Origin of the sequence: Geodermatophilus sabuli (assembly GCF_900215145.1) — a bacterium.
GTDB classification, from domain to species: Bacteria; Actinomycetota; Actinomycetes; order Mycobacteriales; family Geodermatophilaceae; genus Geodermatophilus; species Geodermatophilus sabuli.
The window spans coordinates 130,539-156,392 of the sequence record NZ_OBDO01000004.1; the positions used below are offsets into that span (position 1 = coordinate 130,539).

General features: G+C 75.3%; 28 protein-coding genes. 14 read left to right on the forward strand and 14 right to left on the reverse strand.

The features are described 5' to 3' along the window. Positions 1 to 6 precede the first annotated feature (6 nt). Both CRP39_RS11050 and CRP39_RS11055 read right to left on the reverse strand, forming a co-directional pair. The gene (locus tag CRP39_RS11050) at positions 7 to 894 is read right to left on the reverse strand and encodes a serine hydrolase family protein (protein WP_097206445.1); all 888 of its coding nucleotides are present in this window, start codon (positions 892 to 894) and stop codon (positions 7 to 9) included. 116 nt (positions 895 to 1,010) lie between these two features. Further along, the gene (locus CRP39_RS11055; protein ID WP_097206446.1) at positions 1,011 to 1,556 is read right to left on the reverse strand and encodes a YbhB/YbcL family Raf kinase inhibitor-like protein; all 546 of its coding nucleotides are present in this window, start codon (positions 1,554 to 1,556) and stop codon (positions 1,011 to 1,013) included. Positions 1,557 to 1,714: 158 nt separating this feature from the next. Here CRP39_RS11055 and CRP39_RS11060 point away from each other — a divergent pair, with 158 nt between their 5' ends. Both CRP39_RS11060 and CRP39_RS11065 read left to right on the forward strand, forming a co-directional pair. Then, entirely contained in the window at positions 1,715 to 2,446 is a 732-nt protein-coding gene (locus CRP39_RS11060; protein ID WP_097206447.1) for a beta-phosphoglucomutase family hydrolase, read from the forward strand. A 73-nt stretch (positions 2,447 to 2,519) separates the two neighbouring features. Next, positions 2,520 to 4,883, forward strand: coding sequence for a glycoside hydrolase family 65 protein (locus tag CRP39_RS11065; RefSeq protein WP_097206448.1), 2,364 nt, complete (start codon positions 2,520 to 2,522; stop codon positions 4,881 to 4,883). A gap of 7 nt (positions 4,884 to 4,890) precedes the next feature. Here the strand turns inward: CRP39_RS11065 and CRP39_RS11070 are convergent, their stop codons facing one another. Together CRP39_RS11070 and CRP39_RS26785 are read right to left on the reverse strand one after the other, a co-directional pair. After that, positions 4,891 to 5,610, reverse strand: coding sequence for a M50 family metallopeptidase (locus CRP39_RS11070; RefSeq protein WP_097206449.1), 720 nt, complete (start codon positions 5,608 to 5,610; stop codon positions 4,891 to 4,893). 74 nt (positions 5,611 to 5,684) lie between these two features. Further along, on the reverse strand, positions 5,685 to 6,527 hold the full coding sequence (locus tag CRP39_RS26785) for an ABC transporter permease (RefSeq protein ID WP_216359697.1): 843 nt from the start codon (positions 6,525 to 6,527) through the stop codon (positions 5,685 to 5,687). On the opposite strand from CRP39_RS26785, the gene CRP39_RS27190 reads away from it, so the two are divergent. Together CRP39_RS27190 and CRP39_RS11085 are read left to right on the forward strand one after the other, a co-directional pair. Beyond that, entirely contained in the window at positions 6,504 to 6,968 is a 465-nt protein-coding gene (locus CRP39_RS27190) for a TetR/AcrR family transcriptional regulator C-terminal domain-containing protein (protein ID WP_245853781.1), read from the forward strand. The two genes, CRP39_RS26785 and CRP39_RS27190, sit on opposite strands and share 24 nt — an antisense overlap. A 13-nt stretch (positions 6,969 to 6,981) precedes the next feature. Beyond that, on the forward strand, positions 6,982 to 7,626 hold the full coding sequence (locus CRP39_RS11085) for a LysE family translocator (protein WP_097206450.1): 645 nt from the start codon (positions 6,982 to 6,984) through the stop codon (positions 7,624 to 7,626). A gap of 72 nt (positions 7,627 to 7,698) precedes the next feature. On the opposite strand, the gene CRP39_RS11090 is transcribed toward CRP39_RS11085, so the two are convergent. Next, positions 7,699 to 8,061, reverse strand: a complete 363-nt coding sequence (locus CRP39_RS11090; RefSeq protein ID WP_097206451.1) for a VOC family protein — start codon at positions 8,059 to 8,061, stop codon at positions 7,699 to 7,701. A 127-nt stretch (positions 8,062 to 8,188) separates the two neighbouring features. Here CRP39_RS11090 and CRP39_RS11095 point away from each other — a divergent pair, with 127 nt between their 5' ends. The 3 genes from CRP39_RS11095 (at position 8,189) to CRP39_RS11105 (ending at position 9,473) form a co-directional block, all read left to right on the forward strand. Further along, positions 8,189 to 8,434 (forward strand): type II toxin-antitoxin system Phd/YefM family antitoxin, encoded by a 246-nt coding sequence (locus tag CRP39_RS11095; protein WP_097206452.1) that lies wholly within the window; start codon positions 8,189 to 8,191, stop codon positions 8,432 to 8,434. Then, complete coding sequence (locus CRP39_RS11100; RefSeq protein WP_097206453.1) at positions 8,431 to 8,805, forward strand: type II toxin-antitoxin system VapC family toxin; 375 nt, start codon at positions 8,431 to 8,433, stop codon at positions 8,803 to 8,805. The genes CRP39_RS11095 and CRP39_RS11100 overlap by 4 nt, the downstream gene beginning before the upstream one ends. 425 nt (positions 8,806 to 9,230) lie before the next feature. After that, positions 9,231 to 9,473: a hypothetical protein gene (locus CRP39_RS11105; RefSeq protein ID WP_097206454.1), complete on the forward strand. Its 243-nt coding sequence runs from the start codon at positions 9,231 to 9,233 to the stop codon at positions 9,471 to 9,473. A 7-nt stretch (positions 9,474 to 9,480) separates the two neighbouring features. On the opposite strand, the gene CRP39_RS11110 is transcribed toward CRP39_RS11105, so the two are convergent. Further along, positions 9,481 to 9,903 (reverse strand): hypothetical protein, encoded by a 423-nt coding sequence (locus CRP39_RS11110; RefSeq protein ID WP_245853783.1) that lies wholly within the window; start codon positions 9,901 to 9,903, stop codon positions 9,481 to 9,483. A gap of 81 nt (positions 9,904 to 9,984) precedes the next feature. Between CRP39_RS11110 and CRP39_RS11115 the strand changes: the two genes are divergently transcribed. From CRP39_RS11115 to CRP39_RS11140, 6 genes are all read left to right on the forward strand, one after another. Continuing rightward, positions 9,985 to 11,193 (forward strand): MalY/PatB family protein, encoded by a 1,209-nt coding sequence (locus CRP39_RS11115; protein ID WP_216359698.1) that lies wholly within the window; start codon positions 9,985 to 9,987, stop codon positions 11,191 to 11,193. 34 nt (positions 11,194 to 11,227) lie between these two features. Beyond that, the gene (locus CRP39_RS11120; protein WP_097206455.1) at positions 11,228 to 12,004 is read left to right on the forward strand and encodes a glycerophosphodiester phosphodiesterase family protein; all 777 of its coding nucleotides are present in this window, start codon (positions 11,228 to 11,230) and stop codon (positions 12,002 to 12,004) included. Beyond that, positions 12,001 to 12,897, forward strand: coding sequence for a lysophospholipid acyltransferase family protein (locus CRP39_RS11125; RefSeq protein WP_245853785.1), 897 nt, complete (start codon positions 12,001 to 12,003; stop codon positions 12,895 to 12,897). Before CRP39_RS11120 ends, CRP39_RS11125 begins: the two co-directional genes overlap by 4 nt. A 61-nt stretch (positions 12,898 to 12,958) precedes the next feature. Continuing rightward, entirely contained in the window at positions 12,959 to 14,308 is a 1,350-nt protein-coding gene (locus CRP39_RS11130) for an MFS transporter (RefSeq protein WP_097206456.1), read from the forward strand. After that, the gene (locus CRP39_RS11135; RefSeq protein ID WP_097206457.1) at positions 14,305 to 15,060 is read left to right on the forward strand and encodes a thymidine kinase; all 756 of its coding nucleotides are present in this window, start codon (positions 14,305 to 14,307) and stop codon (positions 15,058 to 15,060) included. Before CRP39_RS11130 ends, CRP39_RS11135 begins: the two co-directional genes overlap by 4 nt. 185 nt (positions 15,061 to 15,245) lie before the next feature. Next, positions 15,246 to 15,590, forward strand: coding sequence for an RNA polymerase-binding protein RbpA (locus CRP39_RS11140; protein ID WP_097206458.1), 345 nt, complete (start codon positions 15,246 to 15,248; stop codon positions 15,588 to 15,590). A 111-nt stretch (positions 15,591 to 15,701) separates the two neighbouring features. On the opposite strand, the gene CRP39_RS11145 is transcribed toward CRP39_RS11140, so the two are convergent. The 8 genes from CRP39_RS11145 to kdd all read right to left on the reverse strand — a co-directional run bounded on the left by CRP39_RS11145 (position 15,702) and on the right by kdd (position 24,312). Then, entirely contained in the window at positions 15,702 to 16,211 is a 510-nt protein-coding gene (locus CRP39_RS11145) for an FxsA family protein (protein ID WP_097206459.1), read from the reverse strand. Positions 16,212 to 16,251: 40 nt separating this feature from the next. Beyond that, the gene (locus CRP39_RS11150; protein WP_097206460.1) at positions 16,252 to 17,037 is read right to left on the reverse strand and encodes a polyprenol monophosphomannose synthase; all 786 of its coding nucleotides are present in this window, start codon (positions 17,035 to 17,037) and stop codon (positions 16,252 to 16,254) included. Next, a complete protein-coding gene (gene lnt, locus CRP39_RS11155) occupies positions 17,034 to 18,647 on the reverse strand; it encodes an apolipoprotein N-acyltransferase (RefSeq protein WP_245853787.1) in 1,614 nt (537 codons plus the stop codon). Before lnt ends, CRP39_RS11150 begins: the two co-directional genes overlap by 4 nt. 280 nt (positions 18,648 to 18,927) lie before the next feature. Next, positions 18,928 to 19,329, reverse strand: a complete 402-nt coding sequence (gene kal / locus CRP39_RS11160; RefSeq protein WP_097206462.1) for a 3-aminobutyryl-CoA ammonia lyase — start codon at positions 19,327 to 19,329, stop codon at positions 18,928 to 18,930. After that, complete coding sequence (gene kamE / locus CRP39_RS28015) at positions 19,326 to 20,126, reverse strand: lysine 5,6-aminomutase subunit beta (RefSeq protein WP_097206463.1); 801 nt, start codon at positions 20,124 to 20,126, stop codon at positions 19,326 to 19,328. The genes kal and kamE overlap by 4 nt, the downstream gene beginning before the upstream one ends. Then, complete coding sequence (kamD, locus tag CRP39_RS11170) at positions 20,119 to 21,717, reverse strand: lysine 5,6-aminomutase subunit alpha (RefSeq protein WP_097206464.1); 1,599 nt, start codon at positions 21,715 to 21,717, stop codon at positions 20,119 to 20,121. Before kamD ends, kamE begins: the two co-directional genes overlap by 8 nt. 37 nt (positions 21,718 to 21,754) lie before the next feature. Next, entirely contained in the window at positions 21,755 to 23,269 is a 1,515-nt protein-coding gene (locus CRP39_RS11175; RefSeq protein ID WP_097206465.1) for an amidohydrolase, read from the reverse strand. Further along, positions 23,266 to 24,312, reverse strand: a complete 1,047-nt coding sequence (gene kdd / locus CRP39_RS11180; protein WP_245853788.1) for an L-erythro-3,5-diaminohexanoate dehydrogenase — start codon at positions 24,310 to 24,312, stop codon at positions 23,266 to 23,268. The genes CRP39_RS11175 and kdd overlap by 4 nt, the downstream gene beginning before the upstream one ends. Positions 24,313 to 24,398: 86 nt before the next feature. Between kdd and CRP39_RS11185 the strand changes: the two genes are divergently transcribed. Next, the gene (locus CRP39_RS11185; RefSeq protein ID WP_097206467.1) at positions 24,399 to 25,811 is read left to right on the forward strand and encodes a KamA family radical SAM protein; all 1,413 of its coding nucleotides are present in this window, start codon (positions 24,399 to 24,401) and stop codon (positions 25,809 to 25,811) included. The last annotated feature ends 43 nt before the right edge of the window (positions 25,812 to 25,854 follow it).

Sequence of the window (25,854 nt, forward strand, 5' to 3'; positions counted from 1 at the left end):
CGCCCCTCAGGGCCCGGACGTCACCGGCACCGCCGCGGCGGCGGCACTGAGCGCCGCCCGCGCGGCCTGCCAGCCCACCGCGGTCGGCACCTCGCTGAGCAGCACCACGACCTGGGTCCCGATCAGGCCGACCGAGTGCAGGTGGCGCTTCCCGGCCAGGCAGCACATCCAGCCCTGCTTGACCGCCGGGGCGCCCGGTGCGGCTCCGAGGACGCCGAAGCGCTGGTCGAAGCCGTCGGCGGCCACCGGCATCACCGCGCCCATCCAGCCGGTCAGCGTCGCCGCGTCGTCCGGGTCGGCCACCACGGGCAGCCGGGCCAGGAAGCGGGCGAGGTCCTCGGCGGTCGTCGTCGTCTCGCCCCACTCGCCCGACGCGCGCGGGGGAGCGGTGCCGGACAGGCCGTAGCGGGCGGCGACGTCGCGCACCAGCCGGTTGCCGTCGAAGCGCACCCACAGGTCGGAGGCCGTCGCGTCGGAGGACCGACGGACCATGTCGGCCATGCGCCGCAGGTCGTCGGGGGAGAGGACCACCGCGCCGGTGCGGGCCAGGTGCAGGAGCTGCTCGGCGAGGAACAGCTTGACCAGCGAGGCGGTCGGGAAGGGCCGCGTGGCCAGGTCGTTGCCCGCCGTGGCCGCGGACACGCGGGCGCTGCGGGCCTCGGCGGCACGCAGGGAGAGCCCCTCGGCCGGGACCTCCTGCCAGGCGAGGACGACGGCGAGGGTGCCGGTCGGTCCGTAGGCGGCGGTGACGGCGGGCACGACCTGGGCGGCCGGGAGCCCGCCGGCCGCCGCGGGAGCGGCGCCGGCCCCTACGGCGAGCAGCAGGAGCAGCGCGACGACCGGCAGCACGCCCGCGGTCCGCGGGCGGAGCCGGTACGTCGCGGCAGTCGCCATGACCCCATGGTGCCCACGTTCCGGCGGGGAGCTTCAAGGTTCAATCACCGGACGCGTGTCCGTGGCCGAGGGCACCCGTCGGTTCGCGCTGCGTCGAGGAGGGGCCCCCGATCGGGTCAGTCCTGCTCGTAGGTGGTGACCAGCGTCGCGCGCGCCAGGGTGTGGCCGAACAGGTTGAACCCCAGCACGGCCGGCGTGGTGTCCGGGGTGACGTCGAGGGCGTCGGTGTCCACCGCGTGCACCGTGATCAGGTACCTGTGCGGGCCGTGCCCGGCCGGGGGAGCGGCGCCCACGTACCCGGCGAACCCGGCGTCGTTGCGCAGCTGCACCGCGCCCTGCGGCAGCCCGCCCCCGCCCTGGTCACCCGCGCCGCCGGGCAGCTCGGTGACCGTGGCCGGGATGTTGGCCACCGCCCAGTGCCAGAAGCCGCTCTGGGTGGGGGCGTCGGGGTCGAACACCGTGACGGCGAAGCTGCGGGTGCCCTCGGGGAAGCCGGACCAGGACAGCTGCGGCGAGCGGTCCTCCCCGCCCGCGCCCATGACCCCGCTGACGTGCGGCCGCCCCAGCGGGCGGCCGTCGGCGCAGTCGGTGCTGGTCAGCTCGAAGCTGGGCACCTGCGGCAGGAACTCGAAGGGGTTCGGCGGCGTCGGGCGCTCGGCCATGGGGTCTGCTCCTCGGCTCGGGTGGACGGGGACGGCCCCCCGGGGTGGGGGAGTGCCTCCGGTCCCCGACCCTAGGCACCGGCGCACCCGGCCGCGCGTCGGTGAACAGCGGGTTTCCCGGCCCGGCGGGTGTCGTCCGGCGCCGGTAGCGTCGCACCGTGCTCGGACTCCCCGGCTCCATCCGCGCCTGCCTGTTCGACCTCGACGGCGTCCTGACCCGGACGGCCACGGTCCACTTCGCCGCCTGGAAGCGCACCTTCGACGAGTTCCTCCGGCGACGGGACCCCACCGCCGCGGAGTTCGGCCAGGACGACTACAACCGCTTCGTCGACGGCAAGCCGCGGCTGGACGGGGTGCGTGACTTCCTCGCCAGCCGTGGCATCACCCTGCCCGAGGGCGAGGGGGGCGACCCCGCCGACGCCGCGACCGTGCACGGCGTGGGCCTGCGCAAGAACGAGCTCGTGCTCGCCGAGCTGGCCGAGCACGGCGTCGAGGTGTACCCCGGGTCCGTGCGCTACCTGCAGGCGGTCAAGGACGCCGGGCTGGCCACCGCGGTCGTCACCGCCTCGGCCAACGGGGCACAGGTGGTGGCCGCCGGAGGCTTCGCCGACCTCGTCGACACCCGGGTGGACGGCGTCGTCGCGGCCGAGCGGCGGCTGCGCGGGAAGCCGGCGCCCGACACCTTCCTCGCCGGCGCCCGCGCGCTGGGCGTCGACCCCGCCGAGGCCGCGGTGTTCGAGGACGCGCTGGCCGGGGTGGCCGCCGGCCGGGCGGGCGAGTTCGGCTTCGTCGTCGGGGTCGACCGGGTCGGGCAGGCCGACGCGCTCGCGGCCGCCGGCGCCGACGTCGTCGTGACCGACCTCGAGCAGCTGATGGCGGCCCGGGGATGACCGAGCCCGCGAGGTCGCCCGGGGGCACCGCACGACCGGTTCCGACGCCGACGACCGCCAGCGAGGAGGAGACGTGACGGAGGGACGCCCCACCTTCCCGGTCGAGCCGTGGTCGCTCACCGAGATCGGTCTCGACCACGCCTCACTGGCCGTGAACGAGTCGGTGTTCGCGCTGGCCAACGGGCACATCGGGATGCGCGGGTCGTTCGAGGAGGGCGAGCCGGTCGTCGTCCCGGGCACCTACCTCAACGGCTTCTTCGAGGAGCGGCCGCTGCCCTACGCCGAGGCCGGGTACGGCTTCCCGGAGCAGGGCCAGACGGTCGTCAACGTCACCGACGGCAAGCTGATCCGGCTGCTGGTCGGCGACACCCCGCTGGACCTCGACTACGGCGAGATCGTCTCCCACCGCCGCACCCTCGACCTGCGCCGCGGCGTGCTGCGCCGCACCACCGAGTGGCGCTCGCCCAACGGCCGCACCGTGACGGTCACCAGCACCCGGCTGGTCTCGCTGCGCCGGCGGTCGATCGCCGCCATCGAGTACGCGGTGGAGTGCACCGACGGCCACGGCGACCTCTACGTCGCCCTGCAGTCGGACCTGCTGGCCAACGAGCCGGTCGAGAGCGGCTCGGAGGGCGACGACCCGCGCGCCGCCGCGGCCCTGGCCCGCCCACTGGTCAGCGAGCTGGCCGTGGCCCGCGGCCAGCGCGCGGTGCTGGTCCACCGCACCAAGCGCAGCCGGCTGCGCATGGCCGCCGGCATGGACCACGTCGTCGAGGTGCCCGACACCTCCACCGAGGACGTCGAGGCGACCGACGACCTCGCCCGGTTCACCCTCGCCGCCCGGCTGCCGCAGGGCTCGTCCGTGCGGATGGTGAAGTACCTGGCCTACGGGTGGTCCTCCCGTCGGTCGGCGGCAGCCCTGCGCGACCAGGTCGAGGGTGCGCTGGCGACGGCCAAGCTGGCCGGCTTCGAGCGCCTGCTGCGGGAGCAGCGCGAGGTCCTCGACGCCCACTGGCTGCACGCGGACGTCGAGGTCGAGGGAGACGAGGAGATGCAGCAGGCGGTGCGGGTCGGCGTCTTCCACCTGCTGCAGGCCGGCCTGCGGGCCGAGCGCCAGCCGATCCCCGCCAAGGGGCTCACCGGCCCGGGCTACGACGGGCACACCTTCTGGGACACCGAGACCTACGTCCTGCCCGCACTGACCTACATCGCCCCCGAGGCCGCGCGCGACGCGCTGCGCTGGCGGCACTCCACGCTGGAGCTGGCCCGGGAGCGCGCCGGGGTGCTCGGGCTGCGCGGCGCGGCCTTCCCGTGGCGCACCATCCGCGGAGAGGAGACGTCGGGGTACTGGCCGGCCGGGACGGCGGCGTTCCACATCAACGCCGACATCGCCGACGCCGTCGTCCGGTACCACAACGCCACCCTCGACGAGGAGTTCGACCGCGACCACGGGGCCGAGCTGCTCATCGAGACGGCGCGGCTGTGGGCGTCCCTGGGGCACTTCGACGCCGAGGACGGCTTCCGGATCGACGGGGTGACCGGCCCCGACGAGTACACGGCGGTCGTGGACAACAACGTCTACACGAACCTCATGGCGCAGCGGAACCTGCGGGAGGCCGCCGCGGCGGCCGAGCGCCAGCCCGACGTCGCCGGCCGGCTGGAGGTGACCGAGGAGGAGGTGGCCCACTGGCTGCGGGCCGCGCGGCTGATGCGGGTGCCGTGGGACAACCGGTTGGGCGTGCACATGCAGTCCGAGGCGTTCACCCACCACCAGGAGTGGGACTTCGAGGGCACCCCGGCCGACCACTACCCGCTGCTGATGCACTACCCGTACTTCGACATCTACCGCAAGCAGGTGGTCAAGCAGGCCGACCTGGTGATGGCCCTGCACCTGCGGGGGGACGCCTTCACCGCCGAGGAGAAGGCTGCCGACTTCGCCTACTACGAGGCGCGCACGGTGCGGGACTCCTCGTTGTCGGCCACCCAGCAGGCGGTGGTCGCCGCGGAGACCGGTCACCTGGAGCTGGCCTACGACTACTGGGGCGAGGCGACGCTCACCGACCTGCACAACCTGCACGGCAACTCCGGGCACGGGCTGCACATCGCCTCCCTGGCGGGGGGCTGGACGGTGGCGGTGGCCGGGTTCGGCGGGATGCGCGACCACGACGGCCGGCTGCAGTTCGCGCCCCGGCTGCCCGAGCGGATCAGCCGCCTGCGGTTCCGGCTGAACTACCAGGGCCGGTGCCTGCTGGTCGCCGTGACGCCGACCGAGGCGACCTACCGGCTGTCGGAGGGCGAGCCGCTCGACGTCCACCACCACGGTCGGCGGATCACCGTGTCCGAGCACGAGGTGGTGGCGGAGATCCCGCCGGCGCCGCAGGTGGAGCCGGTGTGCCAGCCGGCCGGCGCCGCCCCCCGGCGGCGCGGGAAGGCGTGAGGCCGGCTCAGCCCGTCCAGCCGGTCCCGAGCAGCCACCAGGTGCCGAGCAGCAGCGCGCCGACGTCGACGAGCAGGAACAGCCCCACCCACAGCAGCGCGGGCAGGCGGGTGAGGCGGGCCAACTGGTCGGCGTCGGAGTCCGGTGCGACCCGGCGCCGGCGGGCGCGCTGGAGCTCGACCACCGTCCTCGGGGCGGCCAGCAGCAGGAACCAGGTGCCCGCGGCGGCGAAGGCGGCCTGGCCGTCCGGTGGCAGCCACGTGGTCACGGCGGCCACCACCGCGGCGGTCGCCAGCACCGACCACAGGCCGAACCAGTTGCGGATCTGCACCAGCAGCAGCGCGAGCAGGCCGAGCAGCGCCCACAGCAGCCCGACGGCGTACCCGGCCGCCAGCAGCGCGGCGGCGCCCAGGCCGAACAGGCCCGGACCCACGTAACCCGCGGCGCAGGTCAGCACCATACCGGGCCCGGTCGGCCGGCCCGCGGAGACGGTCAGCCCCGAGGTGTCGGAGTGCAGCCGGATGCCGGCCAGCCGCCGCCCGGTCACCAGGGCGGCCACCCCGTGCGCGCCCTCGTGCGCGATCGTCACCACGTTCCGCGCCGGTCGCCACAGCGCGGGGGTGCCGACGACGACCGCGGCCGCGATCAGGGCAGCGAGCAGCACCGGCGCAGGGAGGTCGGGCAGCGGGGTGGTCACCCGCGCCCAGAACCCCTCGACGACGTCCACGGGCGGAAGTCAACCGCACCGGCCTGGGAGCACCCCGTGACCCGCCGGAGCGGTTGATCCGTTATCCCCAACACTCACTCGGCAAGACGGCGACGGGGCAAGAACACGGCGAGGAGCACGGATCCCCCGAGCAGTCCCGTGCACCAGGCGAGGGCGAGTGGACCGGCCGAGCCGACCGGCGTCCCGGTGAGCAGCCCGCGGACCGCCTCGATGACCGGCGTGATGGGCTGGTGCTCCGCGACGGCCCGGAGGACGCCGGGCAGCGTCTCGGTCGGCACGAAGGCGCTGCTCAGGTAGGGGAGGAACAGCATGGCGAAGGTCAGCGCGTTGGCCGACTGCACGCTGGAGGCGATCGCGCCCAGGCCGGCGGCCAGCCAGGACAGTGCCAGCACGTAGAGCAGCAGCAGGCCGAGCGCGGCCAGCCACTCCACCGGGCCGGCGTCCGGGCGGAACCCCATGGCGAGTGCACCGGCGAGGACGACCGCCGTGGCCACCGCGTTGCGGGCGACGCTGGCCACCACGTGCCCGGTCAGCAGCGCGGAGCCGGCGATCGGCATCGACCGGAGCCGGTCCACCATGCCGCTGGTCATGTCGGCCGCGACCGCGGGCGCCGTCGACGCCGCGCCGAAGCCCACGCAGAGCAGCACGATGCCCGGGACGACGTAGGTCACGTAGGCCGCCCGGCCGGCGAGCGCGCCGCCGAAGACGTAGACGAACAGCGCCATCATCAGCAGCGGCAGCACGACCGCCATGACCAGCGCCTCGACGTCGCGGCGGGACAGCCGGATGCAGCGGCCCGTGAGGGTCGCCGACTCGGCGACGGCCGCGGCGAGCCGCCGGCCGGCCTGGGCGAAGGGGACTGGCGGCAGCGGCTGACCGCCTGGGCGCTGGGGGTGCTCGCCGTCCTGCGCCGGCACCCGTGGTTCCGCGACGTCGCCTTCGACGGCCCCCCCATGGGGCCGGGCAACCTCGCCTGGCTCGACCGGGGGCTGGCCGCCCTGGAGGACACCCCGCTGGACGACGGGCAGCGGATCGCCGTCCTCATGGGGCTGCTGCCGATGGTGCACGGACAGGCCCGGTTCACCGTCGACCTCGAGCGCGGGTACGCGGCGGACCCCGAGGGCGCCGGCCGCGGGTACGGCGCGACCCTCGGCTCCCTGCTGGACCCCGACCGCTTCCCGGCCCTGGCCCGCGCCGTCACCGCCGGGGTGTTCGACGCCGCCCCGCCCGGGGACGCCGGGGAGCTGGGGAGCGAGCTCGACACCGGCTTCCGCTTCGCCCTCGGCTGCTACCTCGACGGCGTGGCGGCCGTCATCGCCCGCAGCGCAAACCGGTCGCCCGCCCGGCCCGGCGGCTGAGACCATCGCCGGCATGGACCTGCTGGGGTCGCTGCCGGCGTTCGTGCTGGCCGTCGTGCTGATCTCGGCCTCACCGGGGCCGGCGATGGCGCTCATCCTCCGCCGGGCGGCCCTGCGCGGTCTCGGCGGCGCGGTGCCCACCGTGCTCGGCCTGGAACTGGGCCTCTACGCCTGGGCGCTGTTCGCCGGTGCCGGCTTCGCGGTCCTGGTCGCCGCCTCCGAGGTCGCCTACCTCGTGCTGCGGGTCGTGGGCGCGGCGGTGCTGCTGGTCCTCGGCATCAGGGCGTGGCGGACGGCGTGGCGGGACCGCCGGACGCCCGACGCGCCCGTCCCGCCCGCGGCTGCGCTGGGCCGGCGCCGGTGGTGGGCGGCGTTCGGCGAGGGGCTGCTCGTCCAGCTGGCCAACCCCAAGGCCGCCGTCTTCATGCTGGCGTTCTACCCGCAGTTCGTGCCGGCCGACGGGCCGGTGTTCGCCACGACCGCGCTGCTCGGGCTGCTGCAGATCACCCTGGAGACCGGGCTCTACCTGGGCCTGGCCGCGGCGGTGGCCCGCGCGGGGGCGTGGTTCCGCCGGCCGCGGATCCGGCGGCGGCTGGAGGCGGTCACCGGCACCGTGCTCGTCGCACTCGGCGTCCGCGTCGCCGTCTCCGCCCGCTGAGGGGCGGACGAGGCACCGGTGACGACGCCCCGGTGCTGCCGGCGTCGTCCCCCTTCGCGCTGGACGGGCCGGTCAGAGGGTGCGGGTCAGGTTGACCACGTTGCCGTCGGGGTCGGTGATGTGGGCGACCCGCTGACCCCAGGGCATGTCGTTGGCCGGGCTCGGTGCCCGGCCGCCCAGCGCCTCGACCCGGGCCAGACGGGCGTCGACGTCGTCCACCTCGACGCTGAGCAGCATGCGGCCGGGCTCGCCGGGGACGACCGAGGTGTCGGCCGACAGGCCGAGCTCGGAGTCGCCGAGCTGCAGGCCGACGTAGAAGACCGGCCCCTCCTCGGGGAAGCGCATCACCTCCGTGGCGCCCAGCAGGCCGGTGTAGAACGTGAGGAGCCGGTCGAGGTCGGCGGTGACGATGATCGGGCGGATCGTGCTCGGCATGGGATGGGCCTCCTGGTCCAGTCGGTGTTGGAGGGCCGACGGTGCCGGGCTCCGCTTCTCATCGTCACTGTGACGAAAGGAGGGCTGGGCTGGTTGACTTAGTCCGACTTGGTCCTAGCCTGGGGGGATGGCGCAGACGGTGAACGTCCACGAGGCGAAGACACACCTGTCCCGCCTGCTCGAGGCGGTCGAGCAGGGGGAGGAGGTCGTCATCGCCCGGGCGGGCAAGCCGGTGGCCCGCCTCGTCCCCGTCGCGGTGCGCCGCGAACCCCGGGTCCCCGGCACCTGGCGAGGGCGGGTCTTCATCGCCGACGACTTCGACGAGACACCGGAGAGCGTGCTGGCCGCCTTCCGGGGCGAGAGCGGCTCGTGACGCTGCTGCTCGACACGCACGTCCTGCTGTGGTGGCTCGGTGAGGACGATCGGCTGACCCCGACGATGCGGGAGGCGATCGCGGATCCGGGCGCGGCGGTGGCGGTGTCCGCCGCGTCGGCGTGGGAGATGTCGATCAAGGCTGCCCTTGGCAAGCTCACGGCGCCGGAGGACCTGGTCGCGGAACTGGCGCATCACGGCTTCGACCCGCTGCCGGTCACCGTCGAGGACGGGCTGGCCGCCGGCGCGCTCCCACGTCACCACGACGACCCCTTCGACCGGATGCTCATCGCCCAGGCCCGCCGGCGCCGGCTGGTGCTGGTCACCGCGGACCGGCGCTTCGCCGACTACGACGTCCTGACGCTGGCGTAGCCGGTCGGGGAGGGTGGCGCGACAGCGGCAACCGGCGCTCCTGATCCTCGCTAGTTGACATAATGTACATTATCGGCGGTTTATCGCAGGCAGGCTGAGTGGGCCCCAGACGGCCTGCTCCGGCTCGGTTCGTCGGGCGTCCGGTCTGTTCCGTCGTGTCGACCGGGCCCGTGACCGTCCACCCGTCCGCCGTCCGCCGTCCGCCGTCCGACCGCGTCGGCCATGACCGGCACCCGACCTCCACCTGGACCCTTGATGATCATGACCCGGTCGGATCGACACCCCGGGCAGCGTCCCCGAGTGCTCGTGCCCACCCCTTCCCCGGACCCGATCCATCCACCCACCATTCCGTCACTGTGACGGAAACAGGGCTGGGTCGGACGTTCGACGGGCGCGCCGTGCGGGTGCTGCATAGGGTCGGAGACATGCAACTCCGACGCCCGATCGCCGCACTGATGACCGCCCTGGCGCTCTTCGGTGGCGGCGCGACGATGACCGCCTGTGAGGCCGCCGGGCAGGATCAGAACGACGGCACCACCGACAGCGGGGACCAGCCCGACGAGAACACCAACGAGGAGTCCGACCAGTCGCAGGACAACGTGCCCGACCTCACCGACCCGGAGGACGGCGTCGAGCAGGGCGAGGGCAACGAGGAGGACGACGGCTGACGCGGGATCAGCCGGCGGCGCGCTCGGAGACCCAGAGCCGGTCGAGCCGGCCGGTGGAGCGCACGAGATCGGCCAGGGACCGCTCCAGCTCGGCCTTGGTGGGGCGCTCGGTCAGCAGCGTCTGGACGTCCTCGAGGGCGCAGCGCAGCTGGTACAGCCGGTCCTGCAGGCCGTCCAGCTCCGCGCGGGTGACCAGGACGACGTCACCGGACAGGCCGGCCTTGGCCGTCGCCGACCGCTGCTCGTAGGCCCGCTGGCGGCACGCCTGCCCGCAGTACTGCCGCGGTCGCCCGACCGAACCCTGCTGCGGGAGCACCCGGCGGCACCACCCGCAGCGGCGCTCGGCTCCGCTCCCCTGCCGGGGGCTGGGGAGCCCGGTGCCGGTCGTCGCCTCCTCGTCGGTCACCTGGGTGGTGTGCTGCTTGGCCACGGTCCGCACGGTAGACGGCACCACTGACAGCACCGAGGGACACGCCCGACACGCGGACGCGGGCGCTGAGGGAGGAGCGCGGTGCCCCAGGAACCGGCGGCGGGGTTCGACGCCCTGACCGAAGAGGCGCTGCGCGCCGCGGGCGGGTTGAAGTGGACCCGCTACGGGACCGCGATCGGGGCGTTCGTCGCGGAGATGGACTTCGGCACCGCGCCGGAGGTCAGTCGGGTGCTGCACGAGGCCGTCGACCGGGGCGCCCTGGGCTACCTGACCGCGGAGGCGGCGTCGGCGATGGCCCGGGCCTGCGCGGGCTGGTACCGCGACCGCTACGGCTGGGCGCCGCCGCCGGAGTGGATCACGCCGCTGTCCGACGTCGTCGCCGGGCTGCAGGCCGCGATCGAGTACTTCACCCCGCCCGGGAGCGCCGTCGTCCTGCCCACGCCGGCGTACATGCCGTTCCTGACCGTGCCCGGGCTGCTCGGCCGCGAGCTGATCGAGGTGCCCATGGTGGAGCGGGACGGCCGGGCCACCTACGACCTCGACGGCATCGCTCGCGCCTTCGCCGCCGGCGGGGCGCTGCTGGTGCACACCAACCCGCACAACCCGCTGGGGCGGGTCTTCGACGTCGAGGAGCAGCTGGCCCTGGCCGACGTCGTCGAGCGCGCCGGCGTCCGCGTGTTCGCCGACGAGATCCACGCGCCCCTGGTGTACCCGGAGGCGGCCCACCGCCCCTACGCGGGGCTCTCCCCCGTCACCGCCCGGCACACCGTCACCGCGACGTCGGCGTCCAAGGCGTGGAACCTGCCCGGCCTCAAGGCCGCCCAGCTGCTGCTGTCCGACGAGGCCGACGCCGAGCATTGGGCGCGGGTCGGCTTCCTCCCCGTGCACGGGGCCTCGACCCTCGGCGTCCTCGCCGCCACGGCCGCCTACACCGAGGGGCGGCCGTGGCTGGACGACGTCCTGGCCTACCTCGACGGCAACCGGCGGCGGCTGGGGCACCTGCTGGCCGAGCACCTGCCGCGGGTGCGGTGGAGCCCGCCGCAGGGCACCTACCTGGCCTGGCTGGACTGCCGCGCCCTGGGCCTGCCCGGGTCGCCCGGCGCGTTCTTCCTCGAGCGCGCCGGGGTCGCGCTCGTGGACGGCCCCGAGTGCGGAGCGCCCGGGGCGGGACACGTCCGGCTCAACCTGGCCACCCCGCGGCCGGTGCTGGAGCGGATCGTCGAGCGGATGGCCGCCGCGGTCGCCGGTCGGGTGGACGGGGCGGGCGGGGCCGGTGGAGCGAGGCCCTGACCGGCGCCGCACGGCGCGGCGTTAGCGTGTCGGGGTGGTCCCCGCCCGGTACGCGTTCCTCGACGGGCCGACCCCCATCGCCATGGCCCACCGCGGTGGCGCGATCGAGCACCTGGAGAACTCCCTGCCGGCCTTCGAGGCCTGCGTGGCGCTGGGCTACCGCTACCTGGAGACCGACGTCCGGGTCACCGCCGACGGCGTGCCGATCGTCTTCCACGACGCCCTCCTCGACCGCGTCACCGACCGCACCGGCCGGGTCGACCAGCTGCCGTGGTCGGAGGTGTCCGCGGCCCGCATCGGCGGACGGGAGCCGATCCTGCGGCTGGAGGAGCTGCTCGGCGCGTGGCCCGACGTCCGGTTCAACCTCGACATCAAGGCCGCCGGGGTGCTGGCGCCGCTGGTCCGGACCGTGCGGCGGCTGCGCGTCGAGGACCGGATCTGCCTGGGCTCGTTCTCCGACGCGCGCATCGCCGCGGCTCGCCGGCTGTTCGGCCCGTCGGTGTGCACCTCGCTGGGCCCGCGCGGGGTGGCCGCGCTGCGGCTGTCGTCCTACTCCCCCCGCGCCGCGGGCCTGGTGCGCATCCAGGCCGGCTGCGCCCAGGTGCCGCTGCAGCTCGGGGGGCGGGCACTGGTCGACGAGCGGTTCCTGGCCGCCGCGCACGCCCGCGGCCTGCAGGTGCACGTGTGGACGGTCGACACCGAGGCGGAGGCGGCGGCGATGCTCGACCTGGGCGTGGACGGCGTGATGACCGACCGCCCGGCGATGGTGCGGGAGCTGCTGGAGAAGCGCGGCCAGTGGTCGCCGCGGTGAGGGGCCTGGGCGAGCGCGTGCGCGCGTGGCGGCCGCAGCCCCCGCCGCTGCCGGCGGACGTCGCGCACCTGGTGGGCCCGGACGACCCGGAGTGGTTCGCTCGCGAGCTGGCGATCGCGGCGTCCCCGCCGTGGTGGTTCTGGCGGTTCGCGCTGCGCCGGCTCTCGTGGCTGCCCAGCGTGTTCGGCCGCGTGCAGGTCACCGGCTCGATCCGGGAGGAGTGGCTGCAGGGGCCGCTGCTGCTGGCGGTCAACCACATCGGGGACTTCGACACGTTCGTCGTGGCGGTGGCGCTGCACAAGGCCGGGGTGACGCCGCGGTTCATGGCGACCGGCGGGATCATGCGCTCGCCGGTCGCCGGTCCCCTGCTGGAGCGGTCCGGCGGCATCCGCGTCGACCGCGGCACCGACGTCGCCGCGCACGCGCTGACGGTGACCCGGGTGGCGCTGGCGCACGGCGGGCACGTCGTCGCCTATCCCGAGGGCCGGGTGGGCCTCTCCCCCGACGGCTGGCCCGAGCGCGGCCGGACCGGGCTGGCCCGCATGGCGCTGGCCGCCGACGTCCCGGTCATCCCGGTGAGCCAGTGGGGCGCGCACGAGGTCCTCCAGTACGCCAACGACTGGGGCAAGCTGCGCACGCTGCTGCGGGCCTTCTGGCGGCAGCCGGCGCTCAAGGTGCACATCGGCCCACCGGTGTTCTTCGAGGACCTGCAGCCGGGCCGGGTGGGCGACGCCAACCGGGCCCGCGCGCGGATCGCCGCGGCCATCACCCGGGGCCTGGCGCCGTTGCGGGCCGGGGAACCCGCCGACCGGCCCGCCTACGTCGACCCGACCCGGCCGACGACGGCCACGGCGGCGTTCCCGGGCGGCGTGGTGCCGGACGACATCCCGTGAGGCGACATCCCGTGACCGGCCGGTGCTGGACCGTCACGGGCCCGGCTGACACCCTGCGCCCGTGACGACGGCCGCCTCCCCGACCGCCCCCGCCACCGGCCCGGCCCTGCGCCGGGAGCGGTTCGGCTGGTACTCCTACGACTGGGCGATGTCGGTGTTCAACACCAGCGTCACCACCGTCTTCCTGGGGCCGTACCTGACGTCGGTCGCCGAGGAGGCCGCGGGCCCCGACGGCCGGCTGGACGTCCTGGGCCTGTCCATCCCGCCCGGCAGCTGGTTCTCCTACGTGCTGTCGCTGTCGGTCGTGCTGCAGGTGCTCGTGCTGCCGCTGACCGGGGCGGTCGCCGACCGGACCGGCCGTAAGCGGGAGATGCTCGCCGCCTTCGCCGTCCTGGGTGCGCTCGCCACCACCTGCATGTACTTCGTCGCCGACGGCCGCTACCTGCTGGGCGCGGCGCTGTTCGTCGTGGCCAACATCTGCTTCGGCGCGGCCACGGTCGTCTACTACTCCTGGCTGCCGGACCTCGCCGGGCCCGACGAGCGGGACGCCGTCTCCAGCCGCGGCTGGGCCTTCGGCTACGTCGGCGGGGCCCTGCTGCTCGCCGTCCACCTGGGGCTGGTGCTGGGCGCGCCGTCGCTGGGCCTGACCACCGGCGAGGCGGTCCGCATCTGCCTGGCGACCGCCGGGCTGTGGTGGGGCGGCTTCACCGTGTTCACGGTGTCCCGGCTGCGGAACCGGCCGGTGCGGGACACCGGCGCGGCCCGCGCGCGCAGCGGCTTCCGGCAGCTGGCGACCACCCTGCGCGAGATGCGGGCGTTCCCGCTGACCCTGTGGTTCCTCGGCGCCTACCTGCTGTTCAACGACGGCGTCCAGACCGTCATCGCGCTGTCGGCCACCTACGCCACCGAGGAGCTCGGCCTGGACCAGTCGGTGCTCACCGGCGCGATCCTCATGGTGCAGGTGGTGGCGATCGCCGGGGCGCTCGGGCTGGGCCGGCTGGCCGGCCGGTACGGCGCCAAGCGGGTCGTCCTGGGCAGCCTCGTGGCCTGGATCGGCGTGCTCCTGGCCGCCTACTCCCTCCAGGAGGGGGCGGTCGCGCAGTTCTACGCCCTGGCCGCGGTGATCGGGCTGGTGCAGGGCGGCACGCAGGCGCTGTCCCGGTCGCTGTTCAGCCAGCTGATCCCGGCGGGCAAGGAGGCCGAGTACTACGGCTTCTACGAGATCAGCGACCGCGGCACCAGCTGGCTGGGACCGCTGGCGTTCGGGCTGACCTACCAGCTGACCGGGTCCTACCGGTACGCGATCGTCAGCCTGGTCGTGTTCTTCGTGGCCGGCTTCGTGGCGCTGGCCGCCCTCCCGATCCGCCGCGCGGTCCTCGCGGCCGGCAACACCCCCCCGGAGCGCCTGTGAGCCCCCTGCCCGACGCCGATCCGGACGCCGAGCGACGGGTGACCGCGGTGCCGGTGGCCGGGGACCGCCGGCGGCACCCGGCCCCGGCGCACCTGCGCTTCTTCCACGGGCCGATGGACTGCGGCAAGTCGACCCTCGCCCTGCAGGTGGACCACAACCACAGCCGGCAGGGCCGCCGCGGGCTGCTGCTCACCCAGGGTGACCGGTCGTCGCGGCCGCTGATCAGCTCCCGGGTGGGCCTGTCCCGCGAGGCCACCGAGGTCGGGCCGGCGACCGACCTGCGGCTGCTGGTCCGCGCGCACTGGGCCGAGGGCCACCGGGTGGACTACCTCATCGTCGACGAGGCGCAGTTCCTCATCGCCGCGCAGGTCGACCAGCTCGCCGAGCTCGTCGACGACTCGCACGTCGACGTCTACGCCTTCGGCCTGACCACCGACTTCCGCGCCCGGTTGTTCCCCGGCACCCAGCGGCTGCTGGAGGTGGCCGACGACGTGCAGCGGATCCAGGTCGAGGTGCTCTGCTGGTGCGGCCTGCCCGGGCTGCTCAACGCCCGGGTGGTGGACGGCGCGATGGTGCGCGAGGGCGAGACCGTCGTCGTCGCCGACACCGCGCCCACCCCCGCCCCGGACGAGCCCTCCCCCGCGGCCGGCCCGGACCCCGGGGTGCACTACCAGGTGCTCTGCCGGCGTCACCACGTGCTGGGCCAGCTCGGGCCCGCCGTGGTCGGGCCCGGGCAGCTCGCCCTGCCCTGACCTCACCCGTCGGGGGGTGGGTGCGCAGCCCTATACCACTCCATGCGATGATGGTGAACCGACTCTGCGGAATCTCTCCGCGAAATCCGTCGTTGTCTCTTTCGACCACGCCGTCCGGTGGGTACCCCCCCGCCTGCGACGACGTAGTACCGACCGACACCTTCAGCACGAGAGGACGGTGTGCCATGGGCGAGCGTTCCCTGCGGGGCAGCCGACTGGGCAGCGTGAGCTACGAGACCGAGCGGAACACCGCGCCGATCGAGCGCCAGTACGCGGAGTACCGGTGCCCTTCGGGTCACCTGTTCTCCGTGCCCTTCGCTGACGACGCCGAGCTCCCCGACACCTGGGAGTGCAAGTTCGACGGCTCCGCGGCCAAGTTGGTCGGCGGCGCCGAGCCGGCGCCCAAGAAGGTGAAGCCGCCGCGGACGCACTGGGACATGCTCCTGGAGCGCCGCTCGGTGGAGGACCTCGAGGAGGTCCTGGCCGAGCGCCTGGAGGTGCTCCGCGGCCGGCGGACCCGCGCCAGCTAGGAGCAGCACCCGCACGTACCGAACGGCCCCGGTGGGATGTCCCACCGGGGCCGTTCGGCGTCCCGGGCCGATGGAGTTTCGGCTCTCCCGGGTGCTGCGGGAGCGCCGCGGTCAGCGGCCGGCGGCGTCGTCCCGCGCGGGCTCGTCCCGGACGACCTCCCCCTCGATGACCAGCGGGGCGCCGGGACGGGGCGGCCCGGCGGGCGGCACACCCTCGGCGCGGCGGCTGCGCACGTGCACGGGGCCGCGCAGCTCGGCCGGCAGCCGGCCGGCCAGCACCCGCGCCAGCAGCCCGCGCACCAGGAAGCGGGTCGGCGGCAGCAGGCACAGCAGGCCGACGACGTCGCCGAGGAAGCCCGGCAGCACCATGAGCAGCCCGCCGAGGCCGATCAGCCCGGCATCGCCCAGGGCCCGGCCCGGCGCCCGGCGTTCCCGGGCCCGGTCGCGCAGCTCGGTGAGTGCCCGGGTGCCCTGGCGGGCCAGCAGGACCCAGCCCAGGGCGCTGGTGGCCAGGGTGGCCAGCAGCGTCCAGCCGACGCCGATCCACCCGGCGACCAGCACGAAGACGACGATCTCGGCCAGCGCCAGCAGCCCGGCTCCGATCCGCACGCGGCGACCCACGGCACTCCTCGACCCGCCCGGGCCGGCGGTCCCGGCCCGCCTACCGGACCGTGCTCGACCGCCCGCCACCGCGGACCCGTTCCGGTACGGGGCGGCGGACCCGGCCCGGCAGCCAGTCGGCCAGCCGGTCCTGCAGGCCCCACCAGGTGACCCGTACCAATGCCTCTCCAACGATCGAGCCGCTCATCTTGCTCCTGCCGAACGTCCGTTCGGTGAAGGTGATCGGGATCTCGACCACGCGGGCCCCGGCGCGCACGGCCCGCCAGGCCCAGTCGACCTGGAAGCAGTAGCCCTGACTGGCGACGTCGTCGAACGGCAGCCGGTCCACCAGCGCGCCGCGCGCCACCCGGTAACCGCCGGTGGCGTCGGCGAGCGGCAGGCGCAGCGCCCAGCGGGTCCAGAGGTTGCCGGCGCGGGACAGCAGCAGCCGGTGCGCCGGCCAGTCCTCCACCCGGCCGCCGGGCACGTACCGGGATCCGAGCACCAGGTCGGCGCCGTCGAGCGCGCCGAGCAGGCCGGGCAGCTGCTCGGGGTGGTGCGAGCCGTCGGCGTCCATCTCGACCAGCACGTCGTAGCCGCGGGCCCGACCCCAGCGGAAGCCGGCGACGTAGGCGGGGCCGAGGCCGGTCTTCGCCGTCCGGCGCAGCACGTGCACCCGGGGGTCGCGGGCGGCCAGCCGGTCCGCCAGCTCGCCGGTGCCGTCGGGCGAGCCGTCGTCCACCACGAGCGCGTGCGCGTCGGGGACGCTGGCGTGCAGCCGCTCCAGGATGGGTTCGAGGTTGTCCACCTCGTCGTAGGTGGGGACGACGACGAGCACCCCGGTCATGCAGCGCTCCGGCGGGTCCGGCGCCGGGCGAGGGCCGGGACGGCGACGGCGAGCACCGCGCCGGCGCCGAGGGCGGTGAGGGTCCACTCCGGGGCGGCACCGAGCCGTTCGGCGAGCGTCGTGGAGTCGCGTTGGGCGACGTCCTCGACGAAGACGGCCGGCTCGAACAGCTCCGAGCGGGCGGCCAGCGACCCGTCGGGGGCGACGATCGCGGAGATGCCGCTGGTCGCCGCGACGACGACGGTGCGGCCGAACTCCACCGCCCGCAGCCGGCTGGCGGCCAGCTGCTGCTCGCTCTCGTCGGTGTAGCCGAAGGTGGCGTTGTTGGTCTGGACGACGATCATCCCGGCGCCGGCCTCGACGACGTCGCGCACCAGGCCGTCGTAGACGACCTCGAAGCAGATCACGTCGCCGACCCGCGCGCCGCCCATCGCCAGGACGCCGACCTCGGTGCCGTGCACGAAGTCGCGGCGGACCAGGTCCACCTTGTCGCTGAAGAACCGGAAGAAGTCGCGGGCGGGCACGTACTCGGCCAAGGGCACCGGATGGCGCTTGACGTAGGTGTCGCCCGGCCCGTCCTCGGGGTCCCAGACGATGCCGGTGTTGCTGATGAAGCGGCCCGGGCCGTCCACGACGGCGCCGACCAGGATCGGCGCGCCGATCGCCGCGGCGGCGCGGCCGATCTGCCGGGCGGCGTCCTCGTTGAGGTAGGGGTCGATGTCGGAACTGTTCTCCGGCCAGATGACGGCGTCCGGCCGCGGCTGCGCGCCGGCGGTCACCGCCTCGGCCAGCTCGAAGGTGCGGGCCACGTGGTTGTCCAGGACGGCCCGCCGCCGCTCGTTGAAGTCCAGGCCGGGCTGGGGCACGTCGCCCTGGATGACGGCGACGGTGGCCGTCGGCCCGCCCTCGGTCAGCGACGGTCCGGGCAGCGGCAGCCAGGCCAGCCAGCCGAGCACCGGCACCGCGACGGCGCCGGCCGCGGCGAGGGCGGCGGCGCGCAGGGCCGGACCCCGCCCGCCCCGCAGGGCGACCAGCGCCGCGGCCAGCAGGGTGCCGGTCAGCGCGACGGCGAAGCTGACCAGTGGCACACCGCCGAAGGCGGCCAGGGAGAGGAACGGCCCCTCGGTCTGGCTCAGCCCGAGCCGGCCCCAGGGGAAGCCGCCGAGCACGAACCGGCCGCGCAGCGCCTCGTCGGCCACCCAGAGGGCGGCGCCCCACAGGGGCCACAGCGGCAGTCGGGAGGTGGCGGCGGCCGCGGCGCCGAGCAGCGCGAGGTGCAGCGCCTCCCACCCCGCCAGCGCCAGCCAGGGGAACGCGCCGACGTAGATGCCGCTCCACGACAGCAGCGGCACGAAGAAGGCGAGGCCGAAGACCAGGCCCAGCCAGGCGCCGCCGCGGGCCCGCTGCCCGCGGACGGCCAGCGCGAGCGCGGCCGGCCCGAGCGGGGCCAGGGCCCACACGCCGGAGCCGGGGAACGCCAGCAGGAGCAGCAGGCCGCCGGCGGCGGCGAGCAGGGTGCGCCAGGGCAACCGCAGCCCGCGGGCGACCCGGGGCGCCGGGTGGGGTGCGTCGGGCGCGCGCTCCAGCGTGTCCGGGACGACTGCGCCCACCGTCGCCTCCCGTGCGCCCGGCGCTTCCGCGCGTGAACCGCCCCGCGCCGGTCGGACGGGGCCTGGGACCACCGGCGCCGTCGCCGCGGTCGGCCCCAGCATCCCATCCCGGCGCGGTCCGGCGGCCGCGCGGCGCGGTCGCCGTCCGCGGCCGGGGGACTGCGCGACTGGTCCGGAAGAGCACACGCCGGTGCGCCCGGAGTGGAACTGCAGTCACTGTAGGAAGCGCGGCGGCGCGGTCCGTGGCCCGGACGGCCAGTGACGAAGCGTGATGCGTTCGTTACGGCGTGACGGCTGAACCGGGGACGACGAGCGTGGCAACGGCCTCGACCACGACCAGCGGCGGCCGCAGCACCCGCGCCGCGGACGGGCTCCGCTCCGGCTCGGCCCGCGCCACCACCCGGGCCGTGCAGCGCAGCTCGCGGCTGCGCCGGCCGATCCGCACCACCTCGGCGGTGGCCTCCAGGACGTCGCCGGCGCGCACCGGCCCGAGGAAGCGGACGTCGGTGTACCCGGCCAGCAGGCCCTCGTCGCCGTCCATGACGATGGCGACCTCGGTGGCGACGTCCCCGAACAGCCCCAGGGTGTAGGCGCCGTCGACCAGCGCGCCGCCGTAGTGGGCGTGGGCGTACGGCACGTACCGGCGGTGGGTGACGGTGAGCCCGAGGTGCGGATCGCTCATGAGGGTGCTCCGGGGACGAGGGCGGACACGAGGTAGCTGGCGACCTCGCCGGGCGTCGTCCCCCGGCCGAAGACCTTGTCGACGCCGAGGTCGGCGGCCAGCGCGGGGTCGAAGCGGGGCCCGCCGACGACCAGCAGGGGGCGGGACTCCCCCATCGCCTCGCGGAAGGCGGCGGCGAGCTCCCGGGTGTTGCGCAGGTGGGCGTCCTTCTGCGTGACCACCTGCGAGACGAGGACGGCATCGGCCCGCTCGGCCCGCGCCCGGGCGACCAGCTCCGGCACGCTGACCTGCGCCCCGAGGTTGGTCACCTGCATCTCCCGGTAGTACTCCAGGCCCTTCTCCCCCGCGAAGCCCTTGAGGTTGAGGATCGCGTCGATGCCGACGGTGTGCGCGTCGGTGCCGATGCAGGCGCCCAGCACGACCAGCGAGCGGCGCAGCCCGGCCCGGATGGCCGCGTCCACCTCCGCCGGGGTCAGGAGCGGGTAGGCCCGCTCCTCCACCTGCACCGCGTCGAGGTCGACCAGGTGCCGCACGCTGCCGTAGACGACGAAGAAGGTGAACGCAGCGCCGTCGCCCGCCGTCCCACCCCCGCCGCCGATGCCGTGGCTGTGCACCACCATCGCCGGGTCCAGGCCCATCTTCCGGGCCAGCTGCAGCGCCGCGCCGTCCGCCCGCGGGCCGGGGGCGACGGGCAGGGTGAACGACAGCTGCACCATGCCGTCGCCGGTCGTGTCGCCGTACGGGCGCACGACGCTGTCGACGGTCCCCGGGGCGCGGGGCTCGGTGGGCTCAGGCACGGGCGGCCTCCCGCTCCATCAGCTCCAGCGCCGGGTTGTAGGCCTCCGGCGCGAGCCGGACGACGCCGTCGAGGCCCTTGCCGCGGTCCGGCGGGCGCCGGGTGATGCCGAAGGTGCCGTCGGCGACGGCCTGGATCAGCCCCTCGGGGTGGTCGGCGATCCGTTCCAGCAGCTGTACCGCCTCGCCCAGCACGGTGTGCGCGCGCCGGTCGATGAAGCCGCCCCGCGGCGGGGCGAAGTCCTCGACCAGGCCGCCGGCGGCGTCCAGCACGTACCGGACGTTGCGCAGCGCGAGGTCCCGGTCCGACAGCCACGGGGTGACGACGGCCTCGGTCATCATCCCGACCAGCAGGATCCCCTGCCCGGTGAGCGCCCCGGCGAGGTTGAAGAAGCCGTCCAGCAGGTAGCCGCGGAAGACGTCGCCGGTCATGTGCTTGGTCGGCGGCATCCACTTCAGCGGCGCGTCCGGGAACAGCGCCCGCGCCAGCAGGGCGTGGGCGAGCTCCAGCCGGAAGGACTCCCGCCGGTCGGGGTCGATCTCGAAGGCGTGGCCGAGCCCCAGCTGCCAGTCCTGCAGCCCGGCCTCCTTCGCCAGCGTCTCGTTGAGCAGCTGGCTGACGGTGACCGTGTGCGCCTCGTCGACGGCGTCGGCGGTGGTGAGGTAGTTGTCCTCGCCGGTGTTGATGATGATCCCGGCGCGGGCGTGCACCATCCGGCTGAACCGCTGGTCGACGAAGGTGCGCTGCGGGTTGATGTCGCGGAAGAGGATCCCGTACATGGCGTCGTTGAGCATCATGTCCAGCCGCTCCAGCCCGGCCAGGACGGCGATCTCCGGCATGCACAGGCCGCTGGCGTAGTTGGTCAGCCGCACGTAGCGGCCCAGCTCCGCGCCGACGTCGTCCAGGGCCGCCCGCATGAGCCGGAAGTTCTCCTGGGTGGCGTACGTGCCGGCGTAGCCGGTGCGGGTGGCGCCCTCGGGCACGTAGTCCAGCAGCGACTGGCCGGTGGAGCGGATGACGGCGATGACGTCGGCACCGGCGCGGGCGGCGGCCTGGGCCTGCGGGATGTCCTCGTGGATGTCGCCGGTGGCCACGATCAGGTAGATCCAGGGCCGCCGGGGCGGGTCGCCGAGGGTGGCCACCAGCTCCTCGCGGCGGCGGTGGTTGGCGTCGACGCGAGCCAGCCCAGCAGCGACGGCGTCCCGGGCGGCGTCGCGGGCCCGCTCGGCGGCGGCGCCGGTGGGGACGCTGAACCGCGCCGTGCCGGCGCCCACCTGCTCGGCCAGCGCCTGCAGGTCCGCGGCTCCGCCCGCGGCGAGCGCGTGCCAGACCGGCAGCGCGACGCCGGCCTCCAGGCCCACCTGCTCGCGGACGGCGTCCACCACCCGATTCACCCACGGCACGCGGTCGGTGACGGTGCCCTCGCCCCCGGTGACCGGATCGGTGCCGGTGAGCCCCGCCAGCCGCAGCACCGCCCGCTCGACCGAGACGGTGGTGTGCGCCCGGGCCAGGTCGACGACGGGCTGCGCCGCGCGCACGGCGAGCTCCCGGGCCCGCGCCACCAGCACCGGGTCCAGCTCCAGGGCGTTCACGCGACCTCCTCCACGGCGGACACGGCCGTCTCCGCCCTCATCTCGAGACCTCGACCGGTTCGCCGGCCACCAGCAGCAGCCGGCACTCGGGCCGCTCCCGGCCGGCCAGGACACCCGACAGCGTCGACGGCGTCGCCCACAGGGCCAGGTGCGCCGGGGCCCCGACGGCCAGCGGGCCCTGCGGGTGCTCGGCGCGCGCGGCGTGCCAGCCGCCGTGGGTGGCCGCGTCGAACGCGTCGAACGGCCGCAGCCCCGAGCCCGGGGTGCGGTGGTCGACGGCGGCGTGCACCCCGCCCCAGGGGTCCATCGGCGTGACCGGGGCGTCGCTGCCGAGGGCGAGCGCGACCCCGCCGTCGGAGAGGTCGGCGAAGGGGTTGCAGGCCAGCGCCCGCGCCACGCCCAGACGCTCGGCGTACATGCCCGCACGGCCGCCCCAAGCCGCGTCGAAGCCGGGCTGGACGCTCGCCACCATCCCCCAGTCGGCTAGCCGGTCCACCGCCGCCGGGCCGGCCATCTCCACGTGCTCCAGCCGGTGCCGGCAGGCCCGCACCGCGGCGCGGCCCAGCTCCTCGGCGACGGCGCCCACCGCGGTGAGCACCTGCTCCACGGCGGCGTCCCCGATGCAGTGGAAGCCGGCCTGCACGCCGGCCACGGTGCAGGCGCGCACGTGGTCGACCAGGGACGCCGTCGTGAAGCGCAGGCTGCCGGCGGTGTCGGGCCGGTCGGTGTACGGCGCGCTCAGCGCCGCGGTGTGCGAGCCGAAGGCGCCGTCGCAGAACAGGTCGCCCCCGGCGCCGGCCAGGCCCAGCTCACGCACGACGTCCAGCCCCCCGCGCTCGGCCAGCTCCCCCCAGTAGCCGAGCACGAGTGGGCCGGGCTCCTCGGCGGCCAGGGCGAGCAGCGCGGTGAGGTCGTCCACGCCGGAGACCTCCGGGCCGGCCATCTCGTGCAGGCTGCCGATGCCCAGGGCGGCGGCGGCCGCCCGGGTGGCCCGCTGCGCGGTGCGTCGCTGCGGCGCGTCCACGGCGCCGTAGGCGGCCTGCCGGACGGCGTGGTGGGCGTCGAGCCGCAGCCGGCCGTCGGCAGCGAAGCCGGGCAGCGCGGTGATGTCCGGTACCCGGTCCAGCAGCGCGGTGGACACGGTGGCGGAGTGGACGTCGACCCGGGCCAGGTAGGCCGGCCGGTCGCCGACGACGGCGTCCAGGTCGTGGCGGGTCAGCCCGCGTCCCTCCGGCCAGCCCGTCTCGTCCCAGCCGGTGCCGAGCACGATGCCGGCACCGTTGCCCCCGACGTGCGCAGCGACGGACGCCACAGCCTCGGCGAGGCTGAAGCTCGAGTGGAGGTCGAGTCCGGTCAGCGCGAGACCGGTTGCGGTGGCGTGCACGTGGGCGTCGACGAAGGCCGGGGTGAGCAGCGCCCCCTCCCCCGCGACCAGCCGGTCGGCCGGGGCGGCCTCGGCGGCGTCGCCCAGCCAGGCGATGCGGCCGTCCTCCACGCGCAGCGCCCGGCCGGGCCGGTCGCCCACGGTGACGTCGGCGACGAGCACGCTCATGCGTGCACCCGCGGGTCGATGAGCGACCGCACTCCTGGGATGGACCGGTACAGGTCCAGGGCCAGGGCCGCGTGCCCCGGCGTGTAGCCGTTCCCGATCAGCATGGTCACGTCCGCCGCCATCCCCTCCGCTCCGAGCGCCGCCTGCGCGAACGACGTCGCCATGGAGAAGAAGACCACGGTGCCGCCGTCGGCCGTCGCGAGCACCGCGCCGTGCTCCGCGCCGGGCGCGTCGACGCAGACGACGGTGACCTCCGCCGGGGTGCCGACGGCCGCGGCGACGGCCAGCGGGTCCGTGGCGTCGGCGGCGACGACCCGGTCGGCCAGCCCGGCCGCGGACAGCGCCGCGGCCTCGCGCCGGTCACGCACCAGGCCGGTGAGCTCGGTGGCGCCAGCCGCCCGCGCCGCGGCGAGGCTCAGGCAGCCGGACTTCCCCGCCGCCCCCAGGACGACGACCGAGTGCGCCGCCGCCCGCCGCACCACCCGCGCGGTGGCCGCCGGCGCGCCGCACACGTCGAGGACGGCGAGGGAGACCGCGTCGGGCAGGTCGTCGGGCAGCACGGCGGCGATCGAGCGCGCGAACAGCACCGCCGTCCCCTCGGCCGGCACCTGCTCGCTGCGCCCCTCCCACCGGGCGAGGCCGTCGGTGATCGCCAGCGGCGTGAGCGTCAGCGACACCAGGGTCGCCACCCGCTGGCCGACGGCGAGCCCCAGCGGTGACCGCGGGCCGACCGCGTCGACGACCCCGATGAGCATGCCGCCGGACCCGGTGACCGGGTTCTGCATCTTCCCGCGCTCGGCGACGATCCCGAGGACCGCCGCCCGCACCGCGTCGCCGTCCCCCCCGCAGGACTCCGACAGCTGCCGGAAGGACGCGGCGTCGAGGTTCAGTCGCTGTACCGACAGGCGCACCTCGTCCGGGCCGATCGCCGGGGTCGCGTCGAGCCGGCGCGCCGCCTGCGGGAGCACGCCGGGCGGGTCGAGCACCCGGTGACCGCCCAGCGCCCGGGCCGCCGCGCTCATCTCTGCCGTTTCCGCCGTCATCACCGGAGAACCTATCGTCTTGAGGCCATCTGACCGGACATCCTCCCGTATGGTCACCGTTTGACGCGAAGAGCGAGGAGGCGACCGTGCTGGAACAGCCCTACGAGTACACCGCCCGGACCCTGGTCGAGCCGGACTGGCGGCGGCTGCCCGGCTTCGCCGACGTGACACCGGAGCAGTGGAGCTCCGCGCAGTGGCAGCGCGCGCACTGCGTGAAGAACGTCCGGCAGTTGCGCGGCGTCTACGGGGACCTGCTCGACGAGGCCTTCTACGCCGACGCGGCGGCCGACCAGGCCGGCCGCGCCACGATGTCGCTGCTGCTGCCGCCGCAGATGCTCAACACGATGGTCCCGGACGCCGTCCCGACCACGGCCGCGATGCTCGCCGACCCGGTCCGCCGCTACATGCTCCCCGTGGCGTCGGACCGGCTGCCCGGCGAGGCGGCGAGCCATCCCTACGCCGCCCGCGACTCCCTGCACGAGCACGAGATGTGGGCCGTCGAGGGGCTCACCCACCGCTACCCCACCAAGGTGCTGGCCGAGCTGCTGTCCACCTGCCCCCAGTACTGCGGTCACTGCACCCGGATGGACCTGGTCGGCAACTCCACCCCCGCCGTCGCCAAGCTCCGGTTCGAGCTCAAGCCGGTCGACCGGCAGGCGGCGATGCTGGAGTACCTGCGGGCCACCCCCGGGGTGCGGGACGTCGTCGTCTCCGGCGGGGACGTCGCCAACCTGCCGTTCCGCAGCCTCGAGGCGTTCGTGTCCGGGCTCCTGGAGATCGAGTCGGTGCGCGACATCCGGCTGGCGTCCAAGGCGCTCATGGGCCTGCCCCAGCACTGGCTGCAGGACGACGTGGTCGCGGGCATGGGCCGCCTGGCGACGACGGCCCGGGCGCGCGGCGTCTCCCTCGCCGTGCACACCCACGTCAACGCCGCACAGCAGGTGACCCCGCTGGTGGCCGAGGCCGCGCAGGCGATGCTGGCGGCCGGCGTCCGCGACGTGCGCAACCAGGGCGTGCTGCTGCGCGGCGTCAACGCGACCGCGCCCCAGCTGCTGGACCTGTGCTTCGCGCTGCTCGACGGCGCCGGCATCACGCCCTACTACTTCTACATGTGCGACATGGTGCCCAACGCCGAGCACTGGCGGGTGTCGCTGGCCCAGGCCCAGACGCTGCAGCACGACCTCATGGGCTACCTGCCCGGGTTCGCGACACCGCGGATCGTCTGCGACGTCCCCTACGTCGGGAAGCGCTGGGTGCACCAGGTCGCCGAGTACGACCGCGAGCACGGCATCAGCTACTGGACGAAGAACTACCGCACCGGGATCGAGCGCGACGACGAGGACGCCCTCGACCGCCGCTACACCTACTACGACCCGATCCCGTCCCTCCCCGAGAGCGGCCAGGCGTGGTGGCGGGCGCGGGGGGTCGCGGCAGGAGGGTGGAGCGCAGCCGCCGACCTCGCCGCGGCGGCCTCGCGGGTCGCCTCGCGGGCGGAGTGAGGCCGCGATGATCAGGTGACCTGATCGTGCGGTGTCCTCCCTC